17 protein-coding genes, 4 tRNA genes and 1 pseudogene are annotated in these 19,546 nt (G+C 50.5%); 15 read left to right on the top strand and 7 right to left on the bottom strand.

The window, feature by feature from the left end; all coding sequences use genetic code 11:
* Positions 1-74: 74 nt before the first annotated feature.
* Positions 75-287, top strand: a pseudogene (locus tag RTW80_RS19650) (DUF2625 family protein); the annotation flags it as partial.
* A gap of 40 nt (positions 288-327) precedes the next feature.
* Here RTW80_RS19650 and RTW80_RS19655 read toward each other — a convergent pair.
* The 3 genes from RTW80_RS19655 to seqA form a co-directional block, all read right to left on the bottom strand.
* Positions 328-822, bottom strand: coding sequence for a hypothetical protein (locus RTW80_RS19655; protein ID WP_000856355.1), 495 nt, complete (start codon positions 820-822; stop codon positions 328-330).
* A gap of 214 nt (positions 823-1,036) precedes the next feature.
* Positions 1,037-2,677 (bottom strand): phosphoglucomutase (alpha-D-glucose-1,6-bisphosphate-dependent), encoded by a 1,641-nt coding sequence (pgm, locus tag RTW80_RS19660; RefSeq protein WP_032248041.1) that lies wholly within the window; start codon positions 2,675-2,677, stop codon positions 1,037-1,039.
* Between the two features lie 25 nt (positions 2,678-2,702).
* Positions 2,703-3,248, bottom strand: coding sequence for a replication initiation negative regulator SeqA (gene seqA, locus RTW80_RS19665; RefSeq protein WP_000848387.1), 546 nt, complete (start codon positions 3,246-3,248; stop codon positions 2,703-2,705).
* 184 nt (positions 3,249-3,432) lie between these two features.
* Here seqA and ybfF point away from each other — a divergent pair, with 184 nt between their 5' ends.
* From ybfF to fur, 5 genes are all read left to right on the top strand, one after another.
* The gene (gene ybfF / locus RTW80_RS19670) at positions 3,433-4,197 is read left to right on the top strand and encodes an esterase (protein ID WP_000773301.1); all 765 of its coding nucleotides are present in this window, start codon (positions 3,433-3,435) and stop codon (positions 4,195-4,197) included.
* A 139-nt stretch (positions 4,198-4,336) separates the two neighbouring features.
* Positions 4,337-4,630, top strand: a complete 294-nt coding sequence (ybfE, locus tag RTW80_RS19675; RefSeq protein ID WP_001300829.1) for a LexA regulated protein — start codon at positions 4,337-4,339, stop codon at positions 4,628-4,630.
* Between the two features lie 139 nt (positions 4,631-4,769).
* Positions 4,770-5,300, top strand: coding sequence for a flavodoxin FldA (gene fldA / locus RTW80_RS19680; RefSeq protein ID WP_001018618.1), 531 nt, complete (start codon positions 4,770-4,772; stop codon positions 5,298-5,300).
* Positions 5,301-5,509: 209 nt separating this feature from the next.
* Complete coding sequence (gene uof, locus RTW80_RS19685) at positions 5,510-5,596, top strand: fur leader peptide (protein ID WP_001406816.1); 87 nt, start codon at positions 5,510-5,512, stop codon at positions 5,594-5,596.
* Positions 5,589-6,035, top strand: a complete 447-nt coding sequence (fur, locus tag RTW80_RS19690) for a ferric iron uptake transcriptional regulator (RefSeq protein WP_000131702.1) — start codon at positions 5,589-5,591, stop codon at positions 6,033-6,035. The genes uof and fur overlap by 8 nt, the downstream gene beginning before the upstream one ends.
* A gap of 83 nt (positions 6,036-6,118) precedes the next feature.
* On the opposite strand, the gene chiQ is transcribed toward fur, so the two are convergent.
* From chiQ to nagE, 4 genes are all read right to left on the bottom strand, one after another.
* Entirely contained in the window at positions 6,119-6,445 is a 327-nt protein-coding gene (gene chiQ / locus RTW80_RS19695) for a ChiQ/YbfN family lipoprotein (protein ID WP_000733592.1), read from the bottom strand.
* A gap of 49 nt (positions 6,446-6,494) precedes the next feature.
* Positions 6,495-7,901: a chitoporin ChiP gene (chiP, locus tag RTW80_RS19700; protein WP_001258839.1), complete on the bottom strand. Its 1,407-nt coding sequence runs from the start codon at positions 7,899-7,901 to the stop codon at positions 6,495-6,497.
* A gap of 576 nt (positions 7,902-8,477) precedes the next feature.
* Entirely contained in the window at positions 8,478-10,142 is a 1,665-nt protein-coding gene (glnS, locus tag RTW80_RS19705) for a glutamine--tRNA ligase (RefSeq protein ID WP_001287154.1), read from the bottom strand.
* A 267-nt stretch (positions 10,143-10,409) separates the two neighbouring features.
* Positions 10,410-12,356, bottom strand: a complete 1,947-nt coding sequence (gene nagE / locus RTW80_RS19710) for a PTS N-acetyl glucosamine transporter subunit IIABC (protein ID WP_063119308.1) — start codon at positions 12,354-12,356, stop codon at positions 10,410-10,412.
* A 332-nt stretch (positions 12,357-12,688) separates the two neighbouring features.
* Between nagE and nagB the strand changes: the two genes are divergently transcribed.
* The 9 genes from nagB to RTW80_RS19760 all read left to right on the top strand — a co-directional run bounded on the left by nagB (position 12,689) and on the right by RTW80_RS19760 (position 19,544).
* Positions 12,689-13,489 carry a glucosamine-6-phosphate deaminase gene (gene nagB, locus RTW80_RS19715; protein ID WP_001237072.1) on the top strand — a complete coding sequence of 267 codons (801 nt, stop codon included), beginning with the start codon at positions 12,689-12,691 and terminating at the stop codon, positions 13,487-13,489.
* Positions 13,490-13,548: 59 nt separating this feature from the next.
* Positions 13,549-14,697 (top strand): N-acetylglucosamine-6-phosphate deacetylase, encoded by a 1,149-nt coding sequence (nagA, locus tag RTW80_RS19720; RefSeq protein WP_000271163.1) that lies wholly within the window; start codon positions 13,549-13,551, stop codon positions 14,695-14,697.
* Positions 14,698-14,705: 8 nt separating this feature from the next.
* Positions 14,706-15,926: a DNA-binding transcriptional regulator NagC gene (nagC, locus tag RTW80_RS19725; protein WP_000187594.1), complete on the top strand. Its 1,221-nt coding sequence runs from the start codon at positions 14,706-14,708 to the stop codon at positions 15,924-15,926.
* 47 nt (positions 15,927-15,973) lie between these two features.
* Entirely contained in the window at positions 15,974-16,726 is a 753-nt protein-coding gene (nagD, locus tag RTW80_RS19730; RefSeq protein WP_000153129.1) for a ribonucleotide monophosphatase NagD, read from the top strand.
* A 396-nt stretch (positions 16,727-17,122) separates the two neighbouring features.
* Positions 17,123-18,787 carry an asparagine synthase B gene (asnB, locus tag RTW80_RS19740; protein ID WP_000337081.1) on the top strand — a complete coding sequence of 555 codons (1,665 nt, stop codon included), beginning with the start codon at positions 17,123-17,125 and terminating at the stop codon, positions 18,785-18,787.
* A 380-nt stretch (positions 18,788-19,167) separates the two neighbouring features.
* Positions 19,168-19,244, top strand: a tRNA-Met gene (locus tag RTW80_RS19745).
* Between the two features lie 8 nt (positions 19,245-19,252).
* A tRNA-Leu gene (locus RTW80_RS19750) sits at positions 19,253-19,337 on the top strand.
* Positions 19,338-19,360: 23 nt separating this feature from the next.
* Positions 19,361-19,435, top strand: a tRNA-Gln gene (locus RTW80_RS19755).
* Between the two features lie 34 nt (positions 19,436-19,469).
* Positions 19,470-19,544 (top strand) — tRNA-Gln (locus tag RTW80_RS19760).
* The last annotated feature ends 2 nt before the right edge of the window (positions 19,545-19,546 follow it).

Consider the following 19,546-nt stretch of genomic DNA (forward strand, 5'->3'; position numbering starts at 1 on the left):
TGATAGAAACAGAAGCCACTGGAGCACCTCAAAAACACCATCATACACTAAATCAGTAAGTTGGCAGCATCACCCAGTGGGCATTATCCGGTGATTTAGATACCTTCTATGAAAATGTACGATGGCAGCAATGGCGAGAAGACGTAATAAAATTATCGGCAACGGAAGCCTTCACGTTCTACCCTTTCTTATGGGTACAAAGTGAAGAAGCAAGAACAAGAAAAGTTATTTCGCTTACTGAACTCTGGGAAATGCAGTATCAAATGAAAGAAACATTCACGCAATAAGACATGTTCAGGTCCGGGTTTCATTTCCGGACTCACTATTTTAATGTGTATTTATCGCTTTCAATTCTTGCTGGCAATTTTCTGACTGGCAGCGTCGTAACTCAATAATCCCGACATGCATCATCGAGCCAAAAAATCCGCTTTCGCTGACATAATCCTCATTGACTATCGGTCGAGTGCCGGGCTTGCCCTGGCAAACCCGCATAAAAAATGAGGTGTAGCATTGCCAACCGGGATTTAAACCGACCTTTTCTTGTGCTGACATATTATGAAGATAAGTAAGTTCTTTTTCGTTCCCGCCTGACAACTGCCAGCGGCGGGTATTATCAGGTAAGTTATCACCACGGCAATTTGTCTTACACCGGGAAGGTGCAATATTTACCGCAATGCTACCCGTTAATCCTCTGGTTTTATCTTTAGGGGTCAGTAACCAGTCGCCAGCTAATGATGATTGTTCAGGTTGGGCGCATGCAGTCAGCAGTAATGTGGCGGTAATTAGTGACACTATGACGACCAGACTCCTGTTGGTCTTCATTGGGATTTCCTTGAGCTACTCAGTTTGTTGACAAAGTGTTCGTTGTTTTTGCCGGATGCGGCGTGAACGCCTTATCCGGCCTACAAAATCGCGTAAATTCAATATATTGCACCATCCTCGTAGGCCTGATAAGCGTAGCGCATCAGGCAATTCTGTGTTTGTCATACGTAAAAAAGGGCGATCTTCCGACCGCCCTTTTTCTTATTTAATGTGTTTACGCGTTTTTCAGAACTTCGCTAACAATCTCAACCGCTTCTTTCTCGATCTGCTTGCGATGTTCTTCACCGAGGAAGCTTTCGCAGTAGATCTTATATGCGTCTTCCGTGCCTGACGGACGCGCGGCGAACCAGCCGTTGTCAGTCATCACTTTCAGACCGCCAATAGAAGCACCGTTGCCCGGAGCAGCAGTCAGGCGCGCGGTGATCGGGTCACCTGCCAGGGTGCTGGCGCTCACCATTTCCGGAGACAGCTTAGACAGCGCCGCTTTTTGTGCGGAAGTCGCAGCTGCCTGCAAACGGTTGTAGCTCGGCGCACCAAAGCGTTTTGCCAGTTCGTTGTAGTGTTCCTGCGGGTTCTTACCGGTGACAGCGGTGATTTCCGCCGCCAGCAGACACATGATGATGCCGTCTTTGTCGGTGGACCACGGCGTGCCGTCGAAACGCAGGAAGGAAGCCCCTGCGCTCTCTTCGCCGCCAAAGCCGAAGCTGCCGTCGAACAGACCATCAACAAACCATTTGAAACCTACCGGGACTTCTACCAGCTTACGACCCAAGTCATTGACCACACGGTCGATCATCGCAGAAGAAACCAGCGTTTTACCAACGGCAACATCTTTGCCCCACTGCGGACGATGCTGGAACAGGTAATTGATCGCCACCGTCAGGTAGTGGTTCGGATTCATCAAACCTGCCGGAGTGACGATACCGTGACGGTCATAATCCGGGTCGTTAGCAAACGCCAGATCGAACTTATCACGCAGTGCCAGCAGGCCCGCCATCGCACACTCGGAGGAGCAGTCCATACGGATCGCGCCGTCTTTATCAAGGTGCATAAAGCGGAAGGTTTGATCGACCTGATCGTTAACGATAGTCAGGTTGAGGTTGTAATACTCGCCAATACGCTTCCAGTATTCGATACCGGAACCGCCCAGCGGATCAACGCCAAGCGTCAGGCCCGCTTTCTGAATCGCCGCCATATCAACGATATCGGCCAGCCCTTCCACGAACGGCTGCACCAGATCCTGCTCTTTCACATGACCGGATGCCATCGCTTCGTCGAGGGAGATACGCTTCACGCCTTTCAGGCCATCGGCCAGCAGTGCGTTGGCCCTGTCTTCCACCACTTTGGTGACGTTGGTATCAGCCGGGCCACCATTTGGCGGATTGTACTTGATACCACCATCTTCCGGCGGGTTATGGGACGGTGTAATCACGATACCGTCTGCCAGCGGGCCACCTTTTTTATTGTGAACCAGGATGGCATTGGAAACGGCAGGCGTTGGAGTGAAGCCATTGTTTTCCTGCACAATGACATCAACGCCGTTCGCTGCCAGCACTTCCAGTACGGAAATGAACGCAGGCTCGGACAGGGCGTGAGTATCTTTACCCACATAGCAAGGGCCAGTGATGCCGTTTTTCGCACGTTCTTCAGCAATTGCCTGAGCGATCGCCAGAATGTGCGGCTCGTTAAAGCTGTGGCGCGCTGCACTGCCACGGTGACCGGAAGTACCGAATTTCACCGCGTGCTCCGCATTCCCTGCTTCTGGTTTCAGTACATAATATTGCGCCGTCAGTTGGGCGACGTTAATCAAATCACTCTGTTGTGCAGGTTGGCCTGCACGATTGTGGATTGCCATTGCTTTGTCCTTTGTCTGCAACGTTTTAGATAGTTCCGCAAACCTTCTCAATCAATTCCGCCGGGAATTGCATCGACTGCATGATGTGTTCGATCATGCTGCATTTACGGCCGGTGTTGGTGTTGGTGATCACCCAATACGGCGTGCCTGGCACATGTTTCGGCTTGGTCTGATTACCATTTTTCAGCAGCGTTTGTTCATCTGCCGCAAAGTAAACGCGTGTACGACCGTGCAACGATTCCGTTGCTTCGGCAAACGCCTGGGCGTCAAGAGAATATAGTGTAGACAACAGCAGCATAAAGCGATTGACCGCTCGCTTTTGCTCTGCGTATTCGTCCGAAAGCAGAAGTTCACGCATTGCGCGAACCTTGTCTTTAATCGTTTTGACCGGCTTCGCTTCGACGATAGCAGGTGACGCAACGCGAACCTCTTTCGTCACCGGAGCAGCAGGCTGTGATGCGGCGGAAAATTTCAACATACGCCGTAAAATGTCGGATGCGCTCTCGCCGATATGCTTAGTGTGGCTGGCAATATAGCTGTAGAGTTCATCATCAACTTCAATCGTTTTCATCTTAATCCAGTGCAGTGTCTTAGCTGAATACAAGTCGCCAGGAGTATATGAATAAATCCCGGCAGCGGATAGCGTCAAGCCTGGCTTGCAGAAAAACTCGGAATAAACCTTATTTGTTGCAGCCCTGTGGCACAATGGTCAACATAATACCCTAACCCGACAACGCGAAAAAAAGAACTTTGCCATGAAATTGAATATCCGCGCGCAAACTGCACAAAACCAGCACAATAATTCTCCCATCGTTCTTGTCCATGGTCTGTTTGGTAGCCTCGACAACCTTGGCGTACTGGCTCGCGATCTGGTAAACGATCACAATATCATCCAGGTTGATATGCGTAACCACGGTCTTTCACCGAGAGAGCCGGTAATGAATTACCCGGCGATGGCGCAGGATCTTGTTGATACCCTGGATGCACTGCAGATCGACAAAGCAACATTTATCGGTCACTCCATGGGCGGTAAAGCGGTAATGGCACTTACTGCACTGGCCCCCGATCGCATCGATAAACTGGTGGCGATCGATATCGCACCGGTCGACTATCACGTACGCCGTCATGATGAGATTTTCGCAGCTATCAACGCGGTCAGTGAATCGGACGCACAAACTCGCCAGCAAGCAGCAGCAATAATGCGCCAGCATCTTAATGAAGAAGGGGTGATTCAGTTTCTGTTGAAATCTTTTGTTGACGGGGAGTGGCGCTTTAACGTGCCGGTATTGTGGGATCAGTATCCGCATATTGTGGGTTGGGAGAAAATCCCGGCATGGGATCACCCTGCCCTGTTTATCCCTGGTGGTAATTCTCCGTATGTTAGCGAGCAGTACCGTGATGATTTACTGGCACAATTTCCACAGGCACGGGCGCATGTGATTGCAGGCGCGGGTCACTGGGTCCATGCTGAAAAACCAGATGCGGTATTACGCGCTATCCGTCGCTATCTCAATGATTAACGCAACTGATTAAAAACCCAGCGTCCGCGTCGCTTTCCGCGCGTGGGCGTTGGCGTGACTCATCGCGCTGATGTATTATGGCGCGCTATCCATCCGGGCAGAGGCCTGGCTGATTGTTTCCCCCGAAGTCACCAAAATCATGGCCAAAGAACAAACGGACCGTACGACATTAGATCTGTTCGCGCACGAGCGTCGACCGGGACGACCGAAAACTAATCCGCTTTCGCGCGATGAACAGCTGCGTATTAATAAACGCAACCAACTAAAACGCGACAAAGTACGTGGCCTTAAGCGTGTCGAACTGAAGCTGAACGCGGAAGCTGTCGAGGCGCTGAACGAGCTGGCGGAATCGCGCAATATGAGCCGTAGCGAACTGATCGAAGAGATGTTAATGCAGCAACTGGCGGCGCTGCGTAGTCAGGGCATCGTTTAAATTTCCACTTTCATGTAGCACAGTGTGCAGTCCTGCTCGTTTGCTGATTCCGCAAGACTGCCTGTTCTGCTATGATTGCCTTTATCCGTGGGCAATTTTCCACCCCCATTTCAATAAGTTTCAAGAGGTTATTTCACTCATGGCTATCACTGGCATCTTTTTCGGCAGCGACACCGGTAATACCGAAAATATCGCAAAAATGATTCAAAAACAGCTTGGTAAAGACGTTGCCGATGTCCATGACATTGCAAAAAGCAGCAAAGAAGATCTGGAAGCTTATGACATTCTGCTGCTGGGCATCCCAACCTGGTATTACGGCGAAGCGCAGTGTGACTGGGATGACTTCTTCCCGACTCTCGAAGAGATTGATTTCAATGGCAAACTGGTTGCGCTGTTTGGTTGTGGTGACCAGGAAGATTACGCCGAATATTTCTGCGACGCATTGGGCACCATCCGCGACATCATTGAACCGCGCGGTGCAACCATCGTTGGTCACTGGCCAACTGCGGGCTATCATTTCGAAGCATCAAAAGGTCTGGCAGATGACGACCACTTTGTCGGTCTGGCTATCGACGAAGACCGTCAGCCGGAACTGACCGCTGAACGTGTAGAAAAATGGGTTAAACAGATTTCTGAAGAGTTGCATCTCGACGAAATTCTCAATGCCTGATGTGATGCGGCGTAGACTCATGTCTACGCCGTATTAATAGATAATGCCAATCAAAATAATTGCTACAAATTTGTAACTTTTGCTGTTGTACCTGTACAATGTCCCGGTGTTCAAGTGGCCTTGCCGTTGTAAATGTAAGCTATGCCACGTTTTTATTAACAATATTTGCCAGGGACTTGTGGTTTTCATTTAGGCGTGGCAATTCTATAATGATACGCATTATCTCAAGAGCAAATTCTGTCACTTCTTCTAATGAAGTGAACCGCTTAGTAACAGGACAGATTCCGCATGACTGATAACAATACCGCCCTAAAGAAAGCTGGCCTGAAAGTAACGCTTCCTCGTTTAAAAATCCTGGAAGTTCTTCAGGAGCCGGACAACCATCACGTCAGTGCGGAAGATTTATACAAACGTCTGATCGATATGGGTGAAGAAATTGGTCTGGCTACGGTATATCGCGTACTGAACCAGTTTGACGACGCTGGTATCGTCACCCGCCACAATTTTGAAGGCGGTAAATCCGTATTTGAACTGACACAGCAACATCACCACGATCACCTGATCTGCCTCGACTGCGGCAAGGTTATCGAATTTAGTGATGATTCCATCGAAGCGCGTCAGCGTGAAATTGCCGCAAAACATGGCATTCGCCTGACTAACCACAGTCTCTATCTTTACGGTCACTGTGCCGAAGGCGATTGCCGCGAAGATGAGCACGCGCACGAAGGCAAATAAGCCAGCCTGAACGAGAAAAGCCAACCTGCGGGTTGGCTTTTTTATGCAAGGGAAATAAGAAAAGCGAGAGTTACAGCTCTCACTTATTTGTTATTACTGCGAATTTCCTGCCAGACCTTATCACAATCGGCTTTCACCGCCTGATCATTTCCGGTTTGCGTTGCACGCAGACACTGCTGATAATCCAGTACGCGGACACTTTCCTGGTCGGCAAACTGCTGATGTTGTTTCTCTTTCTTCAGCACGTTTAACACGCTCTGGCAGGCTTCAATTTTTTCCGGCGAACCTTGCGCGGTGTTGATACAGGCGCTGTATGCCTCTTTCAGACGGCTGTCTTCCTGTGGTGCGGTTGATTGCGCACAAGCTACCAGCCCCGATGCCATCATGGCGATGAGAATCAGTTTTTTCATAGCAAATTCCTCAAACGTGCGGCAGGCACAAAACCTGCCGCGTCGGGCATCAGAAGATGGTGAATGGTGCGATTACCATAAATTTTACGTCACGCTCATCCTGGAAGATGTTGCCGTAACCACCGCCCCAGCTTGGGATGTCGGAGTGGTTGTCGTATTCGGTGAAGTGCAGTTTGAACATCGTGCCTTTGGCGCGACCGTCCTGAATGGTATAGACCGCATCCAGGCTGTATGCAGACTCTTCAATAGTCCGGTTTTTGTCGTAGTACGCATCCGGATTGCTCTGCCAGGTCGCAGGTTTAGCATCCCATGCGTAAACGTAGGAAGCGCCGATGGCGAAGCCTGGAAGATTCCAGTTTTTCAGGTCATACATCGCACCGAAGAAGACTGCTTTTTCGCCGTTGGCGTTGAAGTCAGAACGGTTGTCCCACCAGATATCCAGGCGACCGTTTGAGGAAGCGTAGGTTGGAGTCATACGTTGCAGGAAGTATCCCTGCTGACCGTCAGCCTTAACCCAGGTGCCTTCGAGGCGCAAATCCACTACGTCAGCCGCCCGGTAACCAAAGGTCAACGCCTGCAGCCAGGCGGTGCCGTCATAAAGGTCGTTGACGCTGCGATCGTCAACTTTATCGCGGGTACCGTAGAACTGGTAGCTGGTGGTTAACGGGCTACCGGCGATATCAAATTTGTAGCTGGCTTTGGCAAAATATTGATCGATATACCCTTCCGCCTGACCAAAAGCCGCTTCCAGTACGAAGTTATTTTTGAAGTCGTATTTCGCCCCAAGGGAGTGCAGATAATCAACTTTGGTGGTTTTATCGTTCTGATAAAACTCATCCATTTCCAGATGCCACGGCGCTTTGTATTCGTTGGTCCACATGTAGGAGAAACTCAACGCACCGGCATCGCCGTAATCAAAATTCGCTCCGGCTTCCGCACCCTGATAAGTACCCGGCATAAAGCTCCAGTGAGGCGCTAACAGCGTCTGACCGGTTGGCTGAATATAACCTGCCCTCGCCCAAACCGGACCGTATTTAAATTTGGCCGCTGCTTTATACAGGCTTATACCGCTTTTGTCGCCGGACCAGTCTTCGTCATAGGCTTTATTACTTTTTGAAAACGCGATTTCGTTCGGGTGAGAGCTGTCGCCGTTTTCCGCCATTTCAATCGCCGTAAACGCGGCAATATCAAGGCCGAACATATCAGCAGCATAACCAGACTGAAAATCGAGGTTGGCATTCCAGGTGGAGTGAGAAAGGTTGGTTTTGTATTTGTCGCCGTCGGTAACATCTTTACGGTCGCGTTCACGCTGCCAGTAATATATACCGCCGGTTAAGGTTGAATCGTCGATGAATCCTTCGGCGCGAGCCTCCGGCATTGCCATAAAGCCCGACATTGCTGTAACACCGGCGATAGCCAGCGCCAGCGTACTACGTTTGCCACTAAACGTACGCATGGGTTAATCCTCTTTGACGTATAAATTGCTGCACCAAAGGTGAACAGCGAAAAAATAAAAATTAAAAAAGTAGCGTTGAGAAAAGTCTCGCTGACTACAGGAACAGACTATTTTTCGCGACGCGAATTATCAATCTCTTTCTGTAACCAGAATGTAAGAACATGAGCAACCGCACATATTTTGATGATTTTTGTTACAAGGCTTAAGTTTGCGGTTGAAAGGCTTGCAGAAGAATAAAAGCGTGAAATTCCAGCAAGATGAAAGCGGTTACATTTTATTTAATTATGTTTTGTTATTTTAAATTTATTTTATGGATAAATTGCGAAGCGGAATTAATTCGCGAAGAAAAGCAGAAAAAACGCCGCTGAACGCGGCGTTTTGGATTGTTTGCTGTTTCTTGCCGGATGCGGCGTGAACGCCTTATCCGGCCTACAAAAGCACGCAAACTCAATATATTGCAGAGATCATGTAGGCCTGATAAGCGTAGCGCATCAGGCAATTTAGCGTTTGAAACTGTTTGTCTGTTCCTTGCCGGATGCGACGTAAACGCCCCATCCGGCATAGCGAAACTTAAAATTACTCGCCTACTTTCGCCCAGGTATCACGCAGCCCAACGGTGCGGTTAAATACCGGTTTTTCCGCCGTAGAATGGCGGCTATCGAGGCAGAAGTAACCTTCACGCTCAAACTGGAATGCTTTACCCGCAACCGCATCTTTCAGCGACGGTTCAGCAAAGCCCTGTTTGATCACCAGCGATTCCGGGTTAATCACCGACAGGAAATCATCCGCAGCACCTGGGTTAGGCACGCTGAACAGACGGTCATACAAACGGATTTCAACCGGCAGCGCATGTGCCGCGCTCACCCAGTGAATAACACCTTTGACTTTACGACCATCTGCCGGATCTTTGCTTAAGGTATCGGCGTCATAAGTACAGAAGATGGTGGTGATATTACCTTCGGCATCTTTCTCGACGCGTTCTGCCTTAATCACATAAGCATTACGCAGACGCACTTCTTTACCCAGCACCAGACGTTTGTACTGCTTGTTAGCTTCTTCGCGGAAATCGGCGCGATCAATCCAAATCTCACCGCTAAACGGCACCTGACGGCTGCCCATTTCCGGTTTGTTCGGATGGTTCGGCATGGTAACCATTTCGCCTTCGCCCTGATAGTTTTCGATAACCAGTTTCACCGGATCGATAACCGCCATTGCGCGCGGCGCATTTTCGTTGAGATCTTCACGGATGCAGGATTCCAGCGACGCCATCTCAATGGTGTTGTCCTGCTTGGTCACGCCGATGCGTTTGCAGAACTCACGAATAGAAGCCGCAGTGTAACCACGACGACGCAGACCGGAAATGGTCGGCATACGCGGGTCATCCCAGCCTTCAACGTGCTTGTCGGTCACCAGCAGGTTCAACTTACGCTTGGACATCACGGTGTATTCCAGATTCAGGCGCGAGAACTCATACTGGCGCGGGTGAACAGGAATCGTGATGTTGTCCAGTACCCAGTCGTACAGACGACGGTTGTCCTGGAACTCAAGCGTACACAGAGAGTGCGTAATACCTTCCAGGGCATCGCTGATGCAGTGGGTGAAGTCGTACATCGGGTAGATGCACCACTTGTTGCCAGTCTGGTGGTGTTCAGCAAATTTAATACGGTACAGCACCGGATCGCGCATCACGATAAACGGTGAAGCCATGTCGATTTTCGCACGCAGGCAGGCTTTACCTTCTTCAAAACCACCGGCACGCATTTTTTCGAACAGCGCCAGGTTCTCTTCAACGCTGCGGTCGCGGTACGGGCTGTTTTTACCCGGTTGCGTCAGGGTGCCGCGGTATTCGCGGATCTGTTCCGGCGTCAGTTCATCAACGTACGCCAGGCCTTTATTGATCAGTTCGATCGCATAGGCGTGGAGCTGATCAAAATAATCGGAGGAGTAACGGACGTTACCAGACCAGTGAAAACCTAACCACTCTACGTCGTTTTTGATCGACTCAACATACTCGATATCTTCTTTTACCGGGTTAGTGTCGTCGAAACGCAGGTTGCACTGGCCTTTATAGTCCTGGGCGATCCCGAAGTTCAGGCAGATAGATTTCGCATGGCCAATATGCAGATAGCCATTCGGCTCCGGCGGGAAACGGGTGTGTACTGTGGTGTGCTTACCACTGGCCAGATCTTCATCGATGATCTGACGGATAAAGTTAGTCGGGCGGGCTTCTGCCTCACTCATCGTGGATTCCTCAAAGCGTAAACAACGTATAACGGCGTATGATCTTATAAGCGGGACAGGCTGACAACTGTTAGTTAGTGAAAATCGAAAATCTCACTGAGATTATGGGGATGATTGATGAAAAAAAAAGCGGCAGAGAAGATCTCCACCGCTTTTGCCAGTCCTGCGTCATTGTTGGATGCGACGCTTAAGCGTCTTATCCAACCTGGACTGAGCTTTTGTAGGCCTGATAAGACGCGTCAAGCGTCGCATCAGGCATAAAGCAGATTACTTTTTGATTTCATACAGCGGTGTTTGACCCGCCACAACATGGCCCTGAGCTTTAATGATCAAGCCACTGAAATCGTCGATATTGCTGCAAACCACCGGGCTAATCATCGAGCGGGCGTTAGCGTTCAGGTAATCCAGATCCATTTCCAGAATCGGTTGCCCTGCGCTTACCTGCGCACCCTCTTCCACCAGACGTTTAAAGCCTTTACCTTCCAGCGCTACGGTGTCGATACCCATATGGACGACGATCTCCGCGCCTTTTTCGGTTTCCAGGCAGAACGCGTGGTTGGTGTTGAAGATTTTCACGATTGTCCCTGCGGCTGGTGATACGACGATTTTATCTGTCGGTTTCACCGCCACACCGTCACCCACCGCTTTGCTGGCGAATGCTTCGTCAGGAACCTGATCCAGTGCCACGACATCACCGGTAATCGGCGATACCAGCTCCGCGATAGATACCGCGTTTGGTACAGCCTTCGGTTTTGCTACAGGCGCGGCAGTTGCCGGAGTTGCTTCAGCTGACGCAGCTGCTACCGGACCGCGGGCAACGACTTTCTTCATCGCATCGCCGATGGATTCTGCTTTCGCGCCAACAATCACCTGAATAGTCTGTTTGTTCAGTTTTACTACACCAGAAGCACCCAGACGTTTACACATCGTATCGTTAACGCGGGCAGAGTCAGCCACTGTAAGGCGCAGACGGGTGATACAGGCGTCAATTGCTTTCAGGTTGTCAGTGCCGCCAACCGCAGCAATATAGTTGGTCGCCAGTTGATTGAGGCCTTCTTCAGTGTTGCTGTTGGCTTCTTCAGTAACGATCTCGTCTTCTTTATCTTCACGACCCGGCGTTTTCAGGTTGAACATGCGGATAACCAAACTGAACACCACGAAGTAGATAGCGAAGAAGACAACACCCATCACCAGCAGCATCCAGACGTTCTGGCTGGCGGCCGGCAGGTTATACATCAACGCGTAGTCGATAGCCCCCGCAGAGAAAGAGAAGCCAGCATGGATACCCAGCAGTGTTGCCACAAACAGGCTGATACCGGTCAGCAGTGCGTGCAGGAGGTACAGCAGCGGTGCAAGGAACATGAACAGGAATTCCAGCGGCTCAGTCACACCGGTCAGGAACGCAGTAACAGCAACAGAAAGCAGCATCCCGCCAACCATCGGACGACGCTCTTTCGGTGCTGCGAAGTACATCGCCAGCGCCGCACCCGGCAGACCGAACATCATAATCGGGAAGAAGCCGGACATGAACATCCCCGCGGTGCCGTCACCGGCATAGAAGCGGTTGATATCACCGTGGAAAACCGTACCCGCCGCGTTGGTGAATTCACCAATCTGGAACCAGGCGATGGTGTTCAGCACCTGATGCAGACCGGTTGGGATCAGCAGACGGTTGATGAAACCAAAGATACCGGAACCCAGCGCGCCCGCAGAAACGATCCACTCGCCTCCTGCATGGATAGCGTGCTGTACCGGCGGCCAGACGTAACCAAAAATGGCCGCCAGCACCAGGCAGAAGAAGCCGGTGGCAATCGGCACAAAGCGTTTGCCGCCGAAGAAGCTCAGGAAGTCCGGCAGTTTAATATCGGACCAACGGTTATAGGCTGCGCCACCAACCAGACCGGTAATGATACCCGCCAGTACACCCATGTTTATTTCTGGGTTGATGGTCACCATCGCTTTGGTTAACACAAAGTAACCTACCGCACCCGCCAGCGCCGCCGCACCTGCGCTGTCTTTCGACCAGCTGGATGCCACACCGATGGCGAAGATTAATGCGAGGTTATCAAAAATCGCACCGCCCGCCTGGGCAATAAACGCAACGTTAAGTAAATCTGGCTGACCGAATCGCAGCAACAGTGCCGCCACCGGCAGCACCGCGATAGGGAGCTGTAACGCCCTACCGAGTCGCTGGAAAAAACCTAAAATATTCATCTTATTCCCCCTACGAGAACCCTATTTGGCTCGTTTAAAGCCGTATTTTTATTTTGCTGCAAATTGTACTGCCGATGTTCTGTAATCAGATTGTTAGATCATCTGCTACAGAGTGTGTGAAAATTTAATTCGTATCGCAAATTAAACGCGTGTCTTTTGTGAGTTTTGTCACCAAATATCGTTATCATCACTCCCTTTTACTGGCTAAACCAGAAAACTTATTTTATCATTCAAAAAATCAGGTCGGATTGACGCCTGTCTGCGCAAATCCAGGTTACGCTTAAAGATGCCTAATCCGCCAACGGCTTACATTTTACTTATTGAGGTGAATAATGAGACTGATCCCCCTGACTACCGCTGAACAGGTCGGTAAATGGGCTGCTCGCCATATCGTCAATCGTATCAATGCGTTCAAACCGACTGCCGATCGTCCGTTTGTTCTGGGCCTGCCAACTGGCGGCACGCCAATGACCACCTATAAAGCGTTAGTCGAAATGCATAAAGCAGGCCAGGTCAGCTTTAAGCACGTTGTCACCTTCAACATGGACGAATATGTCGGTCTGCCGAAAGAGCATCCGGAAAGCTACTACAGCTTTATGCACCGTAATTTCTTCGATCACGTTGATATTCCAGCAGAAAACATCAACCTTCTCAACGGCAACGCCCCGGATATCGACGCCGAGTGCCGCCAGTATGAAGAAAAAATCCGTTCTTACGGAAAAATTCATCTGTTTATGGGCGGTGTAGGTAACGACGGTCATATTGCATTTAACGAACCGGCGTCTTCTCTGGCTTCTCGTACTCGTATCAAAACCCTGACTCATGACACTCGCGTCGCGAACTCTCGTTTCTTTGATAACGATGTCAATCAGGTGCCAAAATATGCCCTGACTGTCGGTGTTGGTACATTGCTGGATGCCGAAGAAGTGATGATTCTGGTGCTGGGTAGCCAGAAAGCACTGGCACTGCAGGCCGCCGTTGAAGGTTGCGTGAACCACATGTGGACCATCAGCTGTCTGCAACTGCATCCAAAAGCGATCATGGTATGCGATGAACCTTCCACCATGGAGCTGAAAGTTAAGACTTTAAGATATTTCAATGAATTAGAAGCAGAAAATATCAAAGGTCTGTAATTGTTATCCCTGCCCTGGCTCCTTGCTCAGGGCAATATTTTTTATAATCGGGGGTCAGAATGTATGCATTAACCCAGGGCCGGATCTTTACCGGCCACGAATTTCTTGATGACCACGCGGTTGTTATCGCTGATGGCCTGATTAAAAGCGTCTGTCCGGTAGCGGAACTGCCGCCAGAGATCGAACAACGTTCACTGAACGGGGCCATTCTCTCCCCCGGTTTTATCGATGTGCAGTTAAACGGCTGCGGCGGCGTACAGTTTAACGACACCGCTGAAGCGGTCAGCGTGGAAACGCTGGAAATCATGCAGAAAGCCAATGAGAAATCAGGCTGTACTAACTATCTGCCGACGCTTATCACCACCAGCGATGAGCTGATGAAACAGGGCGTGCGCGTTATGCGCGAGTACCTGGCAAAACATCCGAATCAGGCGTTAGGTCTGCATCTGGAAGGTCCGTGGCTGAATCTGGTAAAAAAAGGCACCCATAATCCGAATTTTGTGCGTAAGCCTGATGCCGCGCTGGTCGATTTCCTGTGTAAGAACGCCGACGTCATTACTAAAGTGACCCTGGCACCGGAAATGGTTCCTGCAGAAGTCATCAGCAAACTGGCAAATGCCGGGATTGTGGTTTCTGCCGGTCACTCCAACGCGACGTTGAAAGAAGCGAAAGCCGGTTTCCGCGCGGGGATTACCTTTGCCACCCATCTGTACAACGCGATGCCGTATATTACCGGTCGTGAACCGGGCCTGGCGGGCGCGATCCTCGACGAAGCTGACATTTATTGCGGTATTATCGCTGATGGCCTGCATGTTGATTACGCCAACATTCGTAACGCTAAACGCCTGAAAGGCGACAAACTGTGTCTGGTTACCGACGCCACCGCGCCAGCAGGTGCCAACATTGAACAGTTCATTTTTGCGGGTAAAACAATATACTACCGTAACGGACTTTGTGTGGATGAGAACGGTACGTTAAGCGGTTCATCCTTAACCATGATTGAAGGCGTGCGTAATCTGGTCGAACATTGCGGTATCGCACTGGATGAAGTGCTGCGTATGGCGACGCTCTATCCGGCGCGTGCGATTGGCGTTGAGAAACGTCTCGGCACACTCGCCGCAGGTAAAGTAGCCAACCTGACCGCATTCACACCTGATTTTAAAATCACCAAGACCATCGTTAACGGTAACGAGGTCGTAACTCAATAAGAGAAAGTATGACACCAGGCGGACAAGCTCAGATAGGTAATGTTGATCTCGTAAAACAGCTTAACAGCGCGGCGGTTTATCGCCTGATTGACCAGTACGGGCCAATCTCGCGGATTCAGATTGCCGAGCAAAGCCAGCTTGCCCCCGCCAGCGTAACCAAAATTACGCGTCAGCTTATCGAACGCGGGCTGATCAAAGAAGTTGATCAGCAGGCCTCCACCGGGGGCCGCCGCGCTATCTCTATCGTCACCGAAACCCGCAATTTCCACGCAATCGGTGTACGGCTTGGTCGTCACGACGCCACCATTACTCTGTTTGATCTCAGCAGCAAAGTGCTGGCAGAAGAACATTACCCGCTGCCGGAACGTACCCAGCAGACGCTGGAACATGCCCTGCTGAATGCCATTGCTCAGTTTATTGATAGCTACCAACGCAAGCTGCGCGAGCTGATCGCCATTTCCGTGATCCTGCCTGGACTTGTTGACCCGGACAGCGGCAAAATTCATTACATGCCGCATATTCAGGTGGAAAACTGGGGGCTGGTAGAAGCACTGGAAGAGCGTTTTAAAGTGACCTGTTTCGTTGGTCACGATATCCGTAGTCTGGCGCTGGCAGAGCACTACTTCGGTGCAAGTCAGGATTGCGAAGACTCCATTTTAGTGCGTGTCCATCGCGGAACCGGGGCCGGAATCATCTCTAACGGGCGCATTTTTATTGGCCGCAACGGCAACGTCGGTGAAATTGGCCATATTCAGGTCGAACCGCTGGGTGAACGCTGCCACTGCGGCAACTTTGGCTGCCTGGAAACTATCGCCGCCAACGCTGCCATTGAACAACGGGTGTTGAATCTGTTAAAGCAGGGCTACCAGAGCCGCGTGCCGCTGGACGACTGTACCATCAAAACTATCTGCAAAGCTGCGAACAAAGGCGATAGCCTGGCGTCGGAAGTGATTGAGTATGTTGGTCGTCATCTGGGCAAAACCATCGCCATTGCCATCAACCTGTTTAACCCGCAAAAAATTGTTATTGCCGGAGAAATCACCGAAGCCGATAAAGTGCTGCTCCCTGCTATTGAAAGCTGCATTAATACCCAGGCGCTGAAGGCGTTTCGTACTAATCTGCCGGTGGTACGTTCTGAGCTGGATCACCGCTCGGCAATCGGCGCTTTTGCGCTGGTAAAACGCGCCATGCTCAACGGTATTTTGCTCCAGCATTTGCTGGAAAATTAATGTGCTTTTATAGTGGCGCTTATTGTTGTCAATATTCTGGGTAGTCCATGACCATTAAAAATGTAATTTGCGATATCGACGGCGTGCTGATGCACGATAACGTCGCCGTACCGGGTGCAGCGGAATTTTTGCACGGGATTATGGATAAAGGCCTGCCGCTGGTGTTGCTGACCAACTATCCTTCGCAGACTGGGCAAGATCTGGCGAACCGCTTTGCCACCGCAGGTGTCGATGTACCTGACAGCGTGTTTTATACCTCTGCGATGGCGACTGCCGATTTCCTGCGTCGCCAGGAAGGCAAGAAAGCGTATGTGGTGGGCGAAGGCGCACTGATTCATGAACTGTACAAAGCCGGTTTCACTATTACCGATGTGAACCCTGATTTCGTGATTGTTGGCGAAACGCGTTCCTACAACTGGGACATGATGCATAAAGCAGCCTATTTCGTCGCTAACGGTGCACGTTTTATCGCCACCAATCCGGACACCCACGGGCGCGGTTTTTATCCCGCGTGTGGCGCGTTGTGTGCAGGCATCGAAAAAATCTCCGGGCGTAAACCGTTCTATGTTGGTAAACCGAGTCCGTGGATCATCCGCGCGGCATTAAACAAAATGCAGGCGCATTCGGAAGAAACGGTGATTGTCGGCGATAACCTGCGTACCGATATTCTGGCGGGCTTCCAGGCAGGTCTGGAAACGATTCTGGTGCTTTCTGGTGTTTCATCGCTCGACGATATCGACAGTATGCCGTTCCGCCCAAGCTGGATTTACCCGTCGGTCGCTGAAATCGACGTTATCTGAATAGCAACCACGTCTGCGGACGTGGTTGGCTCTGATGACAAACGCCAAACTGCCTGATGCGCTACGCTTATCAGGCCTACGCAGCTCCTGCAATATATTGAATTTTCATGCTTTTGTAGGCCGGATAAGGCGTTCACGCCGCATCCGGCATGAACAAATTGCACTTTGTCAGCAATTTGGCCCCCGTAAAATATAACCATTCAATAAAACCCGCTAAAAATTATCGATTCATCAATAAATACATCCTTACACCAGACCTTTTTTCACCAATCGACAATCACCATTACGTTTTTTATTTTTTCACCGCCAAATCGCTTGCGCACAGTGCTGCTTTGCGGCATTTTTTTAAACAAGCAAACACAACAAGCAACAAATACCAGGTTAACGGAGAAGGTTATGTGTTCAATTTTTGGCGTATTCGATATCAAAACAGACGCAGTTGAGCTGCGTAAGAAAGCACTCGAGCTGTCACGCCTGATGCGTCATCGTGGCCCGGACTGGTCCGGTATTTATGCCAGCGATAACGCCATTCTCGCCCACGAACGTCTGTCAATTGTTGACGTTAACGCGGGGGCGCAACCTCTCTACAACCAACAAAAAACTCATGTGCTGGCGGTAAACGGTGAAATCTACAACCACCAGGCACTGCGCGCCGAATATGGCGATCGTTATCAGTTCCAGACCGGATCTGACTGTGAAGTGATCCTCGCGCTGTATCAGGAAAAAGGGCCGGAATTTCTCGACGACTTGCAGGGCATGTTTGCCTTTGCCTTGTACGACAGCGAAAAAGATGCCTACCTGATTGGTCGCGACCATCTGGGGATCATCCCACTGTATATGGGCTATGACGAACACGGTCAGCTGTATGTGGCCTCAGAAATGAAAGCCCTGGTGCCAGTTTGCCGCACGATTAAAGAGTTCCCGGCGGGGAGCTATTTGTGGAGCCAGGACGGCGAAATCCGTTCTTATTATCATCGCGACTGGTTCGACTACGATGCGGTGAAAGATAACGTAACCGACAAAAACGAGCTGCGTCAGGCACTTGAAGATTCCGTTAAAAGCCATCTGATGTCTGATGTGCCTTACGGTGTGCTGCTTTCTGGTGGTCTGGATTCCTCAATTATTTCCGCTATCACCAAGAAATACGCAGCCCGTCGCGTGGAAGATCAGGAACGCTCTGAAGCCTGGTGGCCGCAGTTACACTCCTTTGCTGTAGGTCTGCCGGGTTCACCGGATCTTAAAGCAGCCCAGGAAGTGGCAAACCATCTGGGCACGGTGCATCACGAAATTCACTTCACTGTACAGGAAGGTCTGGATGCCATCCGCGACGTGATTTACCACATCGAAACTTATGATGTGACCACAATTCGCGCTTCAACACCGATGTATTTAATGTCGCGTAAGATCAAGGCGATGGGCATTAAAATGGTGCTGTCCGGTGAAGGTTCTGATGAAGTGTTTGGCGGTTATCTTTACTTCCATAAAGCGCCCAACGCTAAAGAACTGCATGAAGAGACGGTGCGTAAACTGCTGGCCCTGCATATGTATGACTGCGCGCGCGCCAACAAAGCGATGTCAGCCTGGGGCGTGGAAGCACGCGTTCCGTTCCTCGACAAAAAATTCCTTGATGTGGCGATGCGCATTAACCCGCAGGATAAAATGTGCGGTAACGGCAAAATGGAAAAACACATCCTGCGTGAATGTTTTGAGTCATACCTGCCCGCAAGCGTGGCCTGGCGGCAGAAAGAGCAGTTCTCCGATGGCGTCGGTTACAGTTGGATCGACACCCTGAAAGAAGTGGCGGCGCAGCAGGTTTCTGATCAGCAACTGGAAACTGCCCGCTTCCGCTTCCCGTACAACACGCCAACCTCAAAAGAAGCGTATCTGTACCGGGAGATCTTTGAAGAACTGTTCCCGCTTCCGAGCGCCGCTGAGTGCGTGCCTGGCGGTCCTTCCGTCGCGTGTTCTTCCGCTAAAGCGATCGAATGGGATGAAGCGTTCAAGAAAATGGACGATCCATCTGGTCGTGCGGTTGGTGTTCACCAGTCGGCATATAAGTAAGAAATGCGAAACAGCCCCGGTGAAATCCGGGGCTGTTTCAGTTATTGAGGTGCTTGTTGATTCTGATATGCAGTAAGGAAATGTTCCGGGTTTGCCACATCACTGTTTGACAACTCATCACTGTAGGCCAGTATTTCATAGATTAATTTCCCACCACTATTGTTGAATTCCGAATTTCATCCTGTACGACAAAAGAATGGCTGTAGGGTGGGGAAAAAACACAAAGTAAACAATAATTGACGAATATAGCGCCACGCTGTTCGCAACCTAACCAAACAGTCACTTTCGAGCAATTTTCCTTGAAAAAGAGGTTGACGCTGCAAGGCTCTATACGCATAATGCGCCCCGCAACGCCGATAAGGTATCGCGAAAAAAAAGATGGCTACGTAGCTCAGTTGGTTAGAGCACATCACTCATAATGATGGGGTCACAGGTTCGAATCCCGTCGTAGCCACCATCTTTTTTGCGGGAGTGGCGAAATTGGTAGACGCACCAGATTTAGGTTCTGGCGCCGCAAGGTGTGCGAGTTCAAGTCTCGCCTCCCGCACCATTCACCAGAAAGCGTTGTACGGATGGGGTATCGCCAAGCGGTAAGGCACCGGTTTTTGATACCGGCATTCCCTGGTTCGAATCCAGGTACCCCAGCCATCTTCTTCGAGTAAGCGGTTCACCGCCCGGTTATTGGGGTATCGCCAAGCGGTAAGGCACCGGTTTTTGATACCGGCATTCCCTGGTTCGAATCCAGGTACCCCAGCCATC

Source organism: Escherichia sp. AM3, assembly GCF_032029835.1.
Taxonomy (GTDB): domain Bacteria; phylum Pseudomonadota; class Gammaproteobacteria; order Enterobacterales; family Enterobacteriaceae; genus Escherichia; species Escherichia coli.